9 protein-coding genes are annotated in these 14,680 nt (G+C 43.7%); all 9 read right to left on the bottom strand.

Features of this window, described 5'->3' with window-relative positions:
- Nucleotides 1-6: 6 nt before the first annotated feature.
- The gene (locus H7844_00985) at nt 7-1,491 is read right to left on the bottom strand and encodes a 4Fe-4S binding protein (protein ID MEO5355856.1); all 1,485 of its coding nucleotides are present in this window, start codon (nt 1,489-1,491) and stop codon (nt 7-9) included.
- Entirely contained in the window at nt 1,488-2,447 is a 960-nt protein-coding gene (locus H7844_00980) for a DUF362 domain-containing protein (GenBank protein MEO5355855.1), read from the bottom strand. Before H7844_00980 ends, H7844_00985 begins: the two co-directional genes overlap by 4 nt.
- 88 nt (nt 2,448-2,535) lie before the next feature.
- Nucleotides 2,536-5,085, bottom strand: a complete 2,550-nt coding sequence (locus H7844_00975; protein ID MEO5355854.1) for a DEAD/DEAH box helicase family protein — start codon at nt 5,083-5,085, stop codon at nt 2,536-2,538.
- A 93-nt stretch (nt 5,086-5,178) separates the two neighbouring features.
- Nucleotides 5,179-7,095: a site-specific DNA-methyltransferase gene (locus H7844_00970; protein MEO5355853.1), complete on the bottom strand. Its 1,917-nt coding sequence runs from the start codon at nt 7,093-7,095 to the stop codon at nt 5,179-5,181.
- Nucleotides 7,096-7,499: 404 nt separating this feature from the next.
- Nucleotides 7,500-8,405 (bottom strand): hypothetical protein, encoded by a 906-nt coding sequence (locus H7844_00965; protein MEO5355852.1) that lies wholly within the window; start codon nt 8,403-8,405, stop codon nt 7,500-7,502.
- 38 nt (nt 8,406-8,443) lie between these two features.
- Nucleotides 8,444-9,640 (bottom strand): aldo/keto reductase, encoded by a 1,197-nt coding sequence (locus tag H7844_00960; protein ID MEO5355851.1) that lies wholly within the window; start codon nt 9,638-9,640, stop codon nt 8,444-8,446.
- A gap of 175 nt (nt 9,641-9,815) precedes the next feature.
- Nucleotides 9,816-11,999: a polysaccharide biosynthesis tyrosine autokinase gene (locus H7844_00955; GenBank protein MEO5355850.1), complete on the bottom strand. Its 2,184-nt coding sequence runs from the start codon at nt 11,997-11,999 to the stop codon at nt 9,816-9,818.
- A 19-nt stretch (nt 12,000-12,018) separates the two neighbouring features.
- Nucleotides 12,019-13,182 carry an alcohol dehydrogenase catalytic domain-containing protein gene (locus H7844_00950; protein ID MEO5355849.1) on the bottom strand — a complete coding sequence of 388 codons (1,164 nt, stop codon included), beginning with the start codon at nt 13,180-13,182 and terminating at the stop codon, nt 12,019-12,021.
- Nucleotides 13,179-14,678 carry an acyl--CoA ligase gene (locus tag H7844_00945; GenBank protein MEO5355848.1) on the bottom strand — a complete coding sequence of 500 codons (1,500 nt, stop codon included), beginning with the start codon at nt 14,676-14,678 and terminating at the stop codon, nt 13,179-13,181. The genes H7844_00950 and H7844_00945 overlap by 4 nt, the downstream gene beginning before the upstream one ends.
- Between the last annotated feature and the right edge of the window lie 2 nt (nt 14,679-14,680).

Here is a 14,680-nt window from a genome sequence, read left to right as displayed (position 1 = left end):
CCTGCATCACCCTTTTAAGATCATTTGGTTGGTTTTAGAGCGGCTCTCCCCGATGGAGGTGACATATACAGCGGGTTTGTCGTGAACCGGGCACTTATTTTGGCATATGCCGCAGCCTATGCAGTGTTTGGTATCTATAAAGGGGCGTTTCAGGGTTTTAGTGCTGCCGTCTCTCATGGTTAGCTCTACGTTTTGAAACCAAATCGCCTTGGGTGAGGTCGGACAGACCTCCTCACAAACTATACACTCAATGTTCATAGCCCAGGGAAGACACCTGCCGCGGTCATAAAAGGCTGTGCCGATTTTTGTCTTTATCTTCTTTTCAACACTAAGCGGCATGATAGCTCCTGTGGGGCAAACATGTCCGCACAACACACAGTTGTGCTCGCAGTAGCCGATGGTGTTAATCAACACCGGAGACCAGAGCCCCTCCAGTCCCGCCTCAAGGAGGGCCGGCTGTAGCACGTTGGTTGGGCAGATGCGCATACACTCTCCACACTTGATACACCGTCTCAGGAAATCCCCCTCGGCAATTGTTCCAGGCGGGCGAATTACACTATCGGTATCCAGCGTATGGGCGTTGACGGCGCTCCTCATCATCGGAAACACCACAATTGAAGCCACAGCGGTTTCGATTATCCTGCGGCGGCTTACATCAACCGGCACGTGCTCCGAGCTTTGCGCCTCTTCCCATCCGTAATGGATTGCCCCCTCAGGGCACTCCTCAATGCAAGTCATACACAGGTGGCATTCGCTTTGCCTCAGTGACAAGTGAGGGTCGCAGGCACCATGGCAAAACCTCATACACTTCCGGCAGTCGGTACACTTAGCCGTATTGCGGCGTATCCTAAGCACTGAAAAAGCAGAAATAACGCCAAGGAGCGCACCAAGCGGACACAGCGCCCGGCACCACAGGCGGGTTATAAATCTATTGGAAAAGATGATTATTATAAATATTAGGGTTATCAGCATCCCGCCGTTAAATATCGGCTGCTTCAGATAAAATGTGCCCCCTGTATAGTTTATAGCGGGATACAGAGAAACAGTAAAAGAACGGGTTAAAAATGAAACAGGATCGAAAAGGCCGCTCTGCAGCGCCCCAAATGCCGCTAAAATTATTAAAACGGTTAGCAGATAGTATTTAAATGCAAATATGCTGCGGTAGGAGTTATTCTTGCAGTGGTCAACATTTTTACACTTATTAAAAACATGGCTTATCCATTGGTTAAAAACACCCATTGGACATATCCATGAACAGAAAAAACGACCAAGAAAAATAGTGGGGATAATTACAAAAAGCGATAAAATGATTCCCTTATAAACGGTAAAGCTGCTCAAAAGAGTTGAAAGAAATGTAAGTGGACTTATCTTTAAAAACAGTGAAGTCTCGTATCCCTTGAGGTGTCTGAAATCTGTGGCAAAAAGCAGAACTACAAAAAGTATGAAAAAAAAGACGGAATAAATCCGTCGTATAGTTGCCAAGGTGATCATACGGAGAATTCCTCATGGCTGAGGGATTTCCAGTCGTAAAGTCCTATCCCTCGTGCCTGTGCAATCTTAAGAAAAAGCACATCATCCACAGTTAAGTCCAGATATTTAAGGCAGAATGCATCTATTGCAACCTCATCGGTGCCTGCAATTATTGTATCCGCCGCCGATACATCTGAGAGGTTGCCCCCTGTGGGACCGTTTTGTTTCAGCACACGGGTAGCATCCATAACGGTCAGAGTCGGTCTAACGGCGGCTGCAAGGTCAGCAATGGAGACATTTATCGCCTGATGAAGGCGGTTTCGCTTGCCACCCAGAATCCCATACCAGTTTTTCATAGAAAGTGTACACTTGCTTAAAGAATGGTGTTTTAGCACAGGAATGTTTATCACCTTATCCGCCTGATGCAAAAAGCTTACAACCGGCCACACGCTTAGCATCTCACCTTTTAAGTCTGTGGAAAGGAAGTCATTTTCCGTTGGTATTTTGACCTTGCCGCCCGCTTTTAATACCGCCGGCTCGATACCGGAGCGTGCAAAACTTCTGAAGGCGTCGTTTATTGATACATCCGTCACACAGACCTCTTTAGCCCCTGCTGAAAGACAAACTTTCACAACCGCCGCTACAACATCAGGATTAGTGTTAGCGGCAATCTCCGGCTGTCTGTCCCACCCAACGTTTGGTTTTATCAGTACACGGTCGCCTTTTTTTATAAATTCTGATATGCCGCCCAGCTTTTCTACTGCCGCCGTTACCATTTTTAAGGCATCCTTGCCGTGGACTATGCAGAGCTTAGGATAAACTGCGCTCTGTACAACACGGTAATCCTTTAAAACATGAATCCTCTCCTGAGGCCTTAATACCGGCTCTTTACTGTAAAACACAACCCCGGTTGCCGCAGCCCCGACTGATAGTGCACATGCTTTCAGAAAGTCACGCCGCTGCACTGAAATATCCATTGAGGCAGGCACGTATTTTTTGCTTAAGCATTTAACTCTTCTTGAATACTAGTAAATCCATATTATTTCCTTTATTTATACTGAAATCTTATTCAACAAGTGTTTTGAATGCAGTTTCAAATTCAGGCATCCTTTGTTCACTATTAAAGAATGGCATCCCCCAAACAACGTATTTTTTATCTTTCCATAATTGATCAATAACAGCCTTAACCTTTAAGTTGGCAAGCATTTGTTCCTTCCATTCGTCAACTTTGAGAAGGTGTCCACCTTTTGGTTCAATGAATACTTGATAGTACATGGTGTCCTTCTTTTCCTTACCAATGAGATAAAGCAGAAAATCAGGCTCAAGGGGTCTGCCGTCATAAAAGTTATATATCTTAAAATTCCGTTCATTACGGATCAAATAGATGTCTGCAAACTTCTTTTTCAGATCGTCATAACGCTTGTCTATAAACTTAATGAGCAATTTTTCTTCGGAAGTCCCATAACAATCGTCAAACACAAACCAATCTCGCTTACTCAAATCAAGGTGATACTGCTCGGGTGTTTCATTGGCATTGCTCATAGACTTTCCGAATTGCTTGTCATCGCTTTCGTCTAAGGAAAAACTGAGGGTCTTGTCGGTGATTTTATCCTTGAGCAAATAGGGCTTGAATTCCTTAGCACCCTCGTATTCCAGCTTGTTGGAAACAATGCCGTCTGCAACTTCCATCAAAACTTTTGTCGTTGCCTGTAGTTTATCATCAGGAAGCAAATTATTTACGCTGCCGGTTTTGCCGGAAACTTCAACTTTAACGAGGGCAAGATATCGCTCCGAAGTTATAAACTCCTGCGCTGATTTAAGTCCTGGGAACCGTTTTTTAAGGTTGTCGAACTGGTAGAAGTCTATGCGCTGCATGGCCTTTCGTATAACTGAAACGCCAAAATCCGATAGCTCATAATCCTTAGATGTTCGATCAATGTTGGCTTTAGCGCCGTTTGTCTCTTCAAAAACAACACTGGTCCGGCTCTGGCCGGTGTGTAACTTAAAAGCATAGGTTTTTTGTATCAGGGTACTATCCAAGCCAAAAATGTTGTGGCGATCGTATTTTTGCCGGTTGTTGAGAAAGATGTGCCCGGCCTTATAGAGCTTTGTTTGTTTGAATGACTCCTTTAGCTTAATGGTCCGCTTGCGTGTTTCTTTCGGCTTGATGCCTATTTCATGCATGGCCGTGTTTAATTCCTGAATGTATTTTGGATTATAAGCGCTGTGATAAACAAGCTCCTCACAAATCCTCATTTCGTTATCAAGGTCCTGGTCATATTTTCGCTGATCAAAAGGCTGGTCAGGCAATAGCCGGAACGGGCAATAACGCGCACCCCGTCCGATTAACTGTGCTTCGCTCATGGTCGTTTTGCCGATTTTCCCTGCCTTGCTGTCACGGGTGTTATAAAGGCGTACTATGTCAAAAAGATTTAGAACGTCCCAACCCTCATTAAGTTTTTCAACCGCAAACACGGCGCGGTACTCGTTGTGAGCAGCCTCCAATGAATTGACAATCAACTGTTTCGCTTCACTTTCTTGCTTGCTGTTGACAACAATCATTTTGTCTTCGGAGAAATCAGCTTTTAGCTCTGTTACAAGATTATCAAGGGTGATCTCCGTGTTTGCGTAATAGGCAAACATGGCTGTCAGCAGATAGTCCTTACTGCGTGCCTGAATATCGGCAAGAGTTTTGCTGGTTAGTGAAGCAATACCAGCCTTGAAATCCTCAAAAAAATCTTCACTCTCCTTGATGGTTTTGGATTTGAAAAGAATGACCGGCTTAATTGCAAGTTTATTTTTCTCAAAAATTTTTCGGCGATACTGGGAAAGCAAGATAGCCTGCAATGCCCTGTCTAAAGGCGGCAAGTCGGCTTGCAATACCGTCACTTCTTTAGAATAGCCGTCTTTACGAAACTCTTTAAGCGTATAATCAAAAATCAACTTTGGCTTGTATTTAGCTTCCAGATTTTGATCGGAAAAGTCCACGGTAGCCGTAAATTCCAGCAGGACATTTTCAGGATTCGCCATAAAGATACGCTGTACGGTGTTTTCCCAGCTTGCTGACTCAAAGAGAGCATCTTGAGTGAATTTTTCTCCTTTTTTTGTGCCGGCATTGATATGGTGTGCCTCATCGGAAATAAGGACAATTTTCTGATTTTCAAAATCATCATAAGTAAGGCTGTTTTCGCGGGGCACGTTCAGGCTCAAGTGCAAGCCTTGAATTGTCGAAAACACGATGTTGATATCGTCTCCATTGGATGATTGAAAATTATCAACTTCCCGCACGGTAAAATGTCTGTCGCCTATGCTTAATTGCGGGGCAAACAGGTATTTGCCGGAAAGAGGGTTCAGAAAATTATCCCTCGTCTTGTCAATAATATTGGTGCTGTTGACGAAAAACAGAAAATTGCGATAGCCCTGTGCATATAGATACTGCATCAGCCCTGCCATGATAAGGGTCTTGCCGCTTCCCGTTGCCATGTGAAACAGCAATTGATGATTCTGGCGCGGCTTGCCGTCAAAATCTTCCTGCCAGTAGTTCAGAAAAAACTGTAAGGTGTGTTCCTGATAAGGCCGTAACTTAAAGGACGGATTCAGATTGCCGGTAATCACGGTTGGTAATTCCGTTTTGTCAATCGTTCTCTTTCCAAGTTCCTCTATCAGAATTTGATGAAGGGTCTTAATGTTGTTCACAGCTACCTCGAATTACCGCTGACTAAAAAACTGACGGTTCAATTTTTTGTCTTCGATACTGATACCATAGGTTTCATCGTCCATTTCACTCAATGGGACATACAACATATTTTTATCAAGCACTTCTATCAGAAAACGCTGCTGGTCTTCAAGGCTTAAGGTGTTGAATTCAGCGCTGTTTAAGTCAATCGTTTTCGGATCAATTTTATAACTCAAAAAAGCTCTGTCCTGCATCTCACTCCATATTGCCTGTAACACCTCAGTGGCTTTTGCAGCTTGTATGCGGTCAACAAAGATTTGGTTTGCTCTTAGCAGTTCACAATAGACAAATGCACCTTCTTCAATGGATGGGATATCCGAAGTACCTTTAATTGCTGCTTTTAACCTTCTGATAGATACATCGACATGTTCATCAAGCTGTTCGATACATATAAACTTTCTGTCTGATTTATCATCTTTGTTTACCTGTAAGACAGCATGTGCAGTTGTGCTGCTTCCAGCAAAGAAGTCCATAACCAGGTCATCGCTATTAGTCATAATTTTAATTACATCAATCACTGCATAAATTGACTTTGGGTAGCTAAACTTAGTCTTGCCTATCAACTTCTTCAGAAGATTGGTTCCATTAAACTCTGAATGATAACGCTTGTCCGTCCATACATTCTTGAGCACCTGTTGTTCACGGTATTTGTGTAGTAAAACAATTTTATCGCCATCTCTTGTGGCTTTGAAATAATCGCCTTTGTTAAGATCATTGAATGATTGTTTTATTTTCTTCCAGGAAAATTCACCACTGCTTGTCGTGGGATAAATCTCGTAGTAATCTATACAAGGTTCACTCGTTATGTGCTTTAGGTCTTTGCTCACATAGATTGGATACCAATTATTGGGTTTATTTTCTCTTGACCAAACAGTCCTAGCCCTAATAAAAGGCTCCCATCGGTAGCTTCCTTCTTCATCAAACTCATTGAATAGTGCTTTGACAGATTCATTGATTGCGACGCTGTTAAATTCAGCAAGAAATTTATTTTTTGCATAAACAAGCATAAACTCACTATTGGCTGAGAAAAACTCAGCTTGATTTCTGCCTTTTGGATTGTGTTCAACGGTTACAATTGAAATTCGGTTATCTCGACCAAAAACCTCATCAGCAAGAACACCAAGATAAAATAATTCTGCGTGATCGATAGCAATAACAATGAAACCGTCATTGGATAGAAACTCTTTGGCTATAGTTAGTCTATTTTTTATAAATACAAGCCATGTCGAGTGGTTAAAGGTATTGTTATACGAAAAGACATTGTCATCTCCATCAGTATTATAGGGTGGATCAATGTAAATTAACTTTACTTGTCCGGCATAAACACCTTTCAGGGTATGTAGAGCCAACAGGTTATTACCTTTGATAACGAGATTATCATCCAAACTTATAGTGGAAACTTTGTGTTCACCGCCTCTATCATATCTTTTGAAATTCGTAAGAACCTTCGGCGACAAAAGCCTGTCAATTTGATCAGGCGCAAGTGTCTCATTCCAAAAAATCTCATTGCGCTTTGCATCCTCTTTCGTTTGACCGCCTTCCAACACACAGTCCTTATAAGGCCATGCCAAAACGACTTCCTTACTGTCCGTCAGGTAACGGCCGTCCGCTGTCAAACCGATTTTGTTTTTGAAGGTAGTGTAACTGTCCGGTAAAAAATCCTTGTTGCTCACAAATTGCTGAAACTTGATTTTATCGAAAACCAAAACTCCGTCTATATCAGTAAAAAAATGACGGCGGATACCCTTATGTGTCAATAATAGCCGGATCAACCCTGAATCCATCCCCAAAGCCAATTCAACAATTTTATTCTTGAGCAATTGCCCCTCCACAACCAAACGGTCGTCCTGCTCAAGAAGTCTCATGAGGTCGTGCAATAGATTTTGCATAGCTTTTGCTCTGTCTCCCCTATCGCCCAAGCCTTACAAACCCGGCCTGATTAGCCAATATATAAACGCAGTGTTTTAATCTATAAATGTTTTCTATCAATTTCCCGTAAATAAATAGGTTGCCCATTATTCCTTTAATTACATCCTCATTACAATACTATGGCAGGCTCTTGCTGATATGATGGAATGTACCATATGCTCAACGTTTTAGTAAAGTAAAATCAGAGACATTTTGCCTTGTCAACTGTAAGTTGCGTTAATTTATTGTTAATGCTTATGTAGTTAACTGCTATGTTGAAATGTCAAGCCTTCTTTTTTTTCTTTTCTAAATTTTCTCCAAAAATTTAGAAAAGAAAAAAAAGAAGGCTTGACATTTCAACATAGCAGTTAACTACAAAGGCAATTTATTGCTTAATAACTTTTCCGATGATCTCATCATCCGCATCTCCGTAGAGGGCAAACACCCGCTCAGCGTTTGGTATCAAATACCATGTTCCCTCGTAGGGGTCAAATACCTTGTAGTACTTAGCATTACCCCGTGTTACCGCCTCAACCCTGATTTTGGACTTATTTAAAAACGACAGGGTCCGGCCGACAAAGGCTTCCGGCTCTTTGGTGCTTAACAGGGCAATGGTCAGTTGCTTGCCACCGATATTATATTGCCGCTCAAGGACGTTTTTCATAAAATCGAGGCCGCGGTAGTTCTCTTTAATAAAGCGCGTGGAGATATGGTTGCCTATGTCGGGAAATGCTGCAAATAAAGGAAACGGCTCAGGAGTCGGGTTAACTGAGGAGGCGACCTTTTCGGCAATACCCTTGACATCAGTACCCTCAGAAAATGCCGTAATTTTGACAAAGTACCGGCCTGTGAAGAAACTTATCCCTTTTGACGTCATGTATCCCATGTTTCCAATTTCAACGGACTGTGCACCGTCGGGCAGCTCACCGGTTAGTACGGCAAAGGCCTGAATAGGGGCGGACATATCGTAAACCTCCACAGTAACATCGGGGCTTGCCGGATTTCCATTTGCTTTAATATACTCAAACACTCCAAGCGATATAAAACCGTTACTAATGAAATAGTCGGCATGTCCGTCAATATACTCATAGAGGTTTTCCTGTGTGTAGGAGCGGGGACTGGGTAACTGTTTTAAGTCGGCAAATGTTAAGGGCAGGTTAAAGGCTGCACCATAAGCCTTAAAATCAATAAGGGCATGGTCATAGCGCTGCCCTGTAAACCAGATAACAGCCGCAATTACCGGCAACAAGCCCAGCAACACATATGAGACTGAATTTGAAGCAGCTTTCATGCCGTCATATTCTAAAACAAGTTATCATAATGGCCTCTTTATGCGATAAAAGTTAAAGAGTTATGTGCCTCCACAAGCATCTCAGCAACCGGCAAACCATAGGGGCAGGCGCCTGTGCAGGGCTTAGTAGTGCAAGTGCTGCATCTGCCGGCTTTGTTATTGACAGAGGCATAGGAGGTCATCGCTCGCTTCTCCATACCATAGTCATGAAAATACATGTTATATCTTAAAGTTGAGGAAATCTCAACTCCGTAGGGACAGCTATATTGGCAGGTGTCACAGCCTGTACGGCAGTAACTTGAGCCGTAGAGAGCTGCATATCGCTGTAAGATATACTCATCCGCAGCGGTGTATTCCTTTGCCGATGCGGGAAGGTAGTTATCAAGGTCGCCTACACTTTTAATTGTTATAATGAGGCCGTTGACCTCCGGATGTTTCAATACCCACTTAAAGGCGGACTGTGCATAGTTGGACTCCTTAAATTCCATGTTCATGTCCTTTGCACCGGCAAGGGTTTTCATAGCAATGACGCCGACTCCGCGCTTTTTAGCTTCTTTTAGCACATCCGGCAGCTGTGGAAATTTCATAAAATTAAAAGACGGCATGATCATATCAAATTTACCGCTCTTAACCGCCTCCATAAGGAGTGCTTCCATGTTTGAGGGGCCGTGAGATGAGGTGGCAAGGAACCTGACCTTGCCGCTCTTTTTAAGGGTCTCAACCGCTGATAGCATATTTTCGTCAAAAAGACGCTTCATTTCAGCCTCTTTGTCCTTACTCTGCTCACCTATGGCGTGTACGAAGCAAAAATCCAGATAATCTGTTTTTAAGCGCTTTAGGCTGTCCTCCACCGATTTGACATACTGGTCTTTTGAAGTGCCTGTGGAAAGGTGTCCTGGATAGGGTATTGGGTTACAGAACTTGGAGGCTATGATAATTTTATCCCGCCTGATGTTTTTCATTGCCTCACCGATATATGACTCAGACTGTCCGTAATCCGGTGCGGTGTCAAAGTAATTTATCCCGCGCTCTACTGCACGAAGCACCATTGAAGCCGAAGGAATGTGCCCGCCCCCGTATGATATATCACTCATCTTCAGGCCGGTTTTTCCAATTTCTTGATAGCGTTTTATTGTGGGTTGCTTATCCTCTGCGGCCTCAGCAACACCTGTATCGAAAGCGGCTGCCAGGGCCGTTAATGCAGCCCCGCTTTTTAAAAAATCGCGTCTGTCCATCTCTCCCTCCGTTTTTGTTCTGAAGATATCACTAATACCATTTAGCCTTCAATTGCCTAACTTTGCCGGCATCATCACAAGCTCAGGGGCGTACGCTCCAATCCCCTTATCGCTGCCGCCTCGTTACTCTAAGGAAACCCTGAAAGTAACTACGTTTATGTCACACTAAAAGCGCTTAAACGCCGGCAGCCTCATTCTTTGGAAAGTATCTGATTGTGGTGTAGTATTCTGAGCCGAATTCTATAGTTTCGACCTTATTTAGAACAACTCCTGAAAAGTTTATTCCTGTTGTTTTAAAGTTTGAAAAGATTCCGGAAAGGACATCAATACGTGTGCGCTCATTTTCAACAACAATAACAAGATTTTTGCCCGTATGGCTGCCTATAAGTAACGCCTCATCTGAGGACAGCAGAGAGGGCGTATCTATTATAATAAAATCATAATTCCTTTCTAAAGTGTTTAAGAAGCCGGCAAACCTCTCTGAGATTAAATTGCTTAACCCCGCTTCACCGGCAGGAATAAGGAAAAGACCTGCAACCCCTGTGGAGTTAATAATTGAAGAGTCGGCTGCCTTGCCGGTTAAAAAATCAGAAAGGCCGGGTGTGTTGGATACCTTTAAAATAGTGCTAAGAGCATTTGCTGTGGTATCAGCATCAATAAGAAGCACCTTTTTACCCTCATTTGCCATAGACAGTGCAAGGTTTGACGACAAAAAACTCTTCCCCTCACCGTCTTGTGTGCTGGATACCACGATGGTTTTTACCGGAGTGTTACGGTGAATCATTGAAATGCTGTTTGATATGGTCTTAAAGGATTTAACCTGTGTCGCCGCAGAGGGACCGAAGTGGCCTTCTTTTAGCTTTTTTACTGCACCCAGAAGCGCTATATTTTTTAATCCCTTTATATCCCTCACACCCTTAACTGAACTGTCCAGTATCTCCATAATCAATGCACTTAACAGACTAAGAACAAAGCCCAAAAACACTGCTATAATCAGATTTAGAAAAAATGACGGATGCTTATGGGTGGATTTTTCATGAACGATTGCCGGCTCCACAATATTTATGTTTGACATTTCTATGGACTCCATAAGGCCGACACGGTACTTGTAGGTAAGAAGATTTGAATAGACTGTGTTGGTAGCCGTAGCCTCCTGAGTAAGAGCTGTACTTGTCAATTGTTTTTGTGGAATCGATGCAAGCTTTTGTTCATACTTTTTAATAATTTCAGGGTAGGCTCTGTTTTGGGCATAATATCCGTCAAGTTCAAGGTAGTAGGTGATGAGGTTCTTTCTTGCAGACATGTATATGTCATCCATGTTGTAGGACTTGGAGTCAAAGACCTTTTCATATTCTTTTTGCAAAAGCTCTTTTACCATGCTAATCTGGTTTTCCACGTCCATAACAGTCGGGTGATTTTTAGTATATTTGGTCTTTGACTCAGAATAGGTCTGGTACAGGGTAGCCAGTTTTTGCTTATAAAAAGATAGCAGATCGGAGTTACCCATGGTACTGCCGTCTTTAGCAAAAGCCGGTACGTTCCTCAACTGGCTCTCCACCTTTGAGATAGAAACTTTAGTCTTTGCGATAGATACGTTATTTGTTTCTATATTTTTAGTGTAAGAGTTAAGGTCGGTCAGTATGTTGGTTGTCTGTGTGTCCAGTGCCACGGCCTTTTCTTTTTCCTGAAAATCTTTTATCTTTTCTAAATTTTCAAGTGCCTGTGTTTTGACCTTATCAATGTTGTCATCTATGAATTGGTCGGCATATTTGTAAGCATCTGAGACTCTGCTAATTTCCTGGTGCACAATAGCCTCAGCCATAGCATTAGCTATGTCTGCGGCGGCCTCAGGGTTTGCCCCCTTAGCCGTTATTGTAAATAAGTCCGTGTCCTCAATCTGAGTTATCTTTATGTTTGGACGCGGAAATATTTTCGTCATAATATTTGAACTTAACAACTGCTCCGCCGTCATTTCCTTGCTGACGGAGTCAATATCTACACCAAGGGGTCTCAGCAGAGGTTTAAGAAAAGGCAGAGCATTCAGAACCCTTTGCCTGAAGCGAATTCTTTTAAGAGATAGTTTCTTCACAACACGCTCAGCCGTAGGGCGTAGTGATGACAGCGCCAGATAATCCGCCCTGTCTGTTGAGGTAAACGTAGAGGACTCAGTTGTTACTCCCATTGCGGAGCTTAACACGTTAAGTGCTCCCGGACGTTTCAACATTATTTTTGCTGTGGAATCGTACGATGGAGCAATGGCAAGGGTACCCAGTGTTATTGTTAAGAAAATAACAGCAAACACTGTTAATATGATTACCCTGCGCCTGTGGAGCAGTTCAATAAAATATCTTAGTTGCATTTTCTACCTCAGCTTAGGTTTACGAAACAAACACCAGGCTTTTTCCGTCGGTTCGAGTCGTTGAATTTTTAACTGCTAAAACGGCATCCTTAAATTCATACGTGGAGGTAATCATTTTTTTAACGTTTAGCCTGCCTGAGGCAAGTAGTCTTATAATGTTGTTGTAGATGCCGTAACCGGCGTGTCCCCTTGCCCCGACAATGCTGTTAGCGCCGGAGACAAGAGTGTCAAGCATCAGGGGTACAGTTGTTGCTGCCCTTCCAAGATAGATTATTTTGCCGTTAACGGCAAGGGATTTTTCCATTTCAGGAACAGTAAAAAGAGCGGCACCGGCAGACTCTACCTGAAACTCCGCCCCGACACCCTTTGTCATTTCCATAACTATACTTCCTGGGGGCCTGCCTGTGAGTTCATTTATGTTGTAGCACATATCCGCCCCCATTTCTTTTGCTATATGGAGTCTTTCATTTATGGTGTCAAAGGCTATAATTAAACTTGCTCCTGCAAGTCTTGCCAGCGCAACGGCTGCCAGCCCTATCGGCCCCACCCCATAGACAACTACGGTTGCACCGGGCTTAAATCCGCCGCCGCTTATGAAAATCCCGTTGTAGGCACACCCTATCGGTTCAATCAGTGCCCCCAAAGAAAATACGTCTTCCTCAGTGTAACGCTCTCCGAGTGATTCAATGTTCCAGCAGTGGCGCTCCTTAGCACATATAAACTCAGCCAGCGCCCCGTCTTTAGTTATACCTATAAGCTCCACCTTCTGACACTGGTTAAATGCCCCGCTGCGGCACGGTGTACACTTTCCACACCAATGAATGCTCTCTGCCGCCACAAGGTCGCCGGGCACTAAGGTATCCACATTTTTCCCAACCCTTTCCACCACCCCCGAATACTCATGTCCTATTATGCAGGGGAAACGGGCAGGACCGGAAAACAGTATATAGCCGTCTCCGTCATTTTCATATATGTGGGTGTCTGAGCCGCAGATGCCGCAGCGTTTTACCCTCACCAGCACCTCATTGTCTCCTACATCAGGAACTGCAACCTCCCGAATTTCAAACACAGGGTTTTTCCAAACCCGGCTGCCCATCGAGGCCCGCCTGAGCTGTATCTCCTTAGCAGTGGGAATATACCCGGCAGCAGGCTTCCACGTGGCTTCCACTACAAGTGCTTTCATATCTGTCCATCCTCAAAGAGTCTCTTTAGCCTCTTTTTATCTGTTTTACCGCTACCTATCTTTGGAAGTTCCTTAACAAATTCCACCCTTCTGGGTAACATGTAATTGGCAACTGTTGACCTCAGATAATGGTTTAAGCCGGCTGAGGTCATATCAAAGCCGTCTTTGGCAACAACAAACGCTGCCGTGACAACACCACGGCTTTTATCCTCAATGCCTATTACAGCCACATCACTGACCCCGGGATACTCTCTTATGGCCAACTCCAACTGAAGCGGATACACCTTTAACCCGGCCACTTTTAGAAGTCCACTCTTTCTCTCTAAAAAATAATAGTACCCGTCACTGTCTTTTTTTACAAGGTCTCCGGTTTGATACCATCCATCCTGAGATAAAAACTCCACATTGTCATCTATGTACCCTGATATAACAGCCGGGCCCTTTATGTACATCTCCCCGGTATGTGCCTCTTTACCATCCTCATCTATAATCTTTATGTCATAGTACGGGCAGGGTTTTCCCATAGAGCCGTCCTGGCGGTAATCCTCAGGCCGGTTTGCCAACGATATACCGCTGGTTTCCGTGCTTCCCCACACAGAAAGTACAGGGATACCAAAGGATTTTTTGAAACCCTCCGTTATATCCGGTCTTGTGTACATCCCTCCACTTTCCGCTATCCTCAAGGTGGAGATATTATAACCGTAACAGTGTGAAAAAAGCATATCGTACATGGGAGCTATACCCATCATCATAGTGACGGAGTCATCTTTTATAGTGTTTGCTATGGTTTTTGGGTTTATCTCCTCAAGTAAAGACAGCGTGCCTCCGGTGTAGAGTGCACGGCTGAATATTTCATGGGGATGGGCAAAGGAGGCAAACATGCACAGGTGCTTATCCTCCGGTGTTATCTTAAATGTCTCTATAGCCGACAACGTGTTGTAATACACATTGGCATGAGTTGCTATTGCACCCTTTGGGTCTGAGGTTGAACCGGTTGTGTAGTTTAAATATGCTATATCACCGGCAGCGGATTTGGCCTCCGGTAATCCCTTTTTTCTGTAACAAGCACTTTTCCATGGGATAAAACCGTGCTTTGCTTTACCCTCTGATTCAACCACAACAACAGTGCCGGCAAATGAGTTTAAATCAACCACATTTAACAGCTTTTCACAGACAACAGTCACCTTTGGTGCAACGTGTCTTATAAAAGCGGTAATTGCCGGTTTCTCTATTGTGTAGTTAACTGGAACGCAAAGGGCTCCGACGTCAAGGGCGGCAAGCATGGTTATAACAAGAGCGGGGATACGGGGCAGGATCATGCATATCCGGTCATTTCTTTGCACCTGTGTCTCTCTCAGAAACTCGGCAAACCCAAGAACCATCCATCCGGCCTCTTCATAAGACATCTCCGTGTGGTGGTACCTGATAAATATTTTGGCGGGCTTTTCGATACAATTCCGCCGTAAGGCCATATCCAGAGTAACAACATTTTCCATAA

This window comes from Nitrospirae bacterium YQR-1 (genome assembly GCA_039908095.1).
Lineage (GTDB): Bacteria > Nitrospirota > Thermodesulfovibrionia > Thermodesulfovibrionales > Magnetobacteriaceae > Magnetomonas.
The sequence above is the reverse complement of the archived record's forward strand: the minus strand, read 5'-3'. Positions and strand labels throughout refer to the sequence as shown.

Coding starts and splice junctions, on each gene's coding strand:
- H7844_00970 (MEO5355853.1), bottom strand. CDS start 7,095: ATGCAAAATCTATTGCACGACCTCATGAGACTTCTTGAGCAGGACGAC.
- H7844_00980 (MEO5355855.1), bottom strand. CDS start 2,447: ATGGATATTTCAGTGCAGCGGCGTGACTTTCTGAAAGCATGTGCACTA.
- H7844_00950 (MEO5355849.1), bottom strand. CDS start 13,182: ATGAAAGCACTTGTAGTGGAAGCCACGTGGAAGCCTGCTGCCGGGTAT.
- H7844_00985 (MEO5355856.1), bottom strand. CDS start 1,491: ATGATCACCTTGGCAACTATACGACGGATTTATTCCGTCTTTTTTTTC.
- H7844_00965 (MEO5355852.1), bottom strand. CDS start 8,405: ATGAAAGCTGCTTCAAATTCAGTCTCATATGTGTTGCTGGGCTTGTTG.
- H7844_00960 (MEO5355851.1), bottom strand. CDS start 9,640: ATGGACAGACGCGATTTTTTAAAAAGCGGGGCTGCATTAACGGCCCTG.
- H7844_00955 (MEO5355850.1), bottom strand. CDS start 11,999: ATGCAACTAAGATATTTTATTGAACTGCTCCACAGGCGCAGGGTAATC.
- H7844_00945 (MEO5355848.1), bottom strand. CDS start 14,678: ATGGAAAATGTTGTTACTCTGGATATGGCCTTACGGCGGAATTGTATC.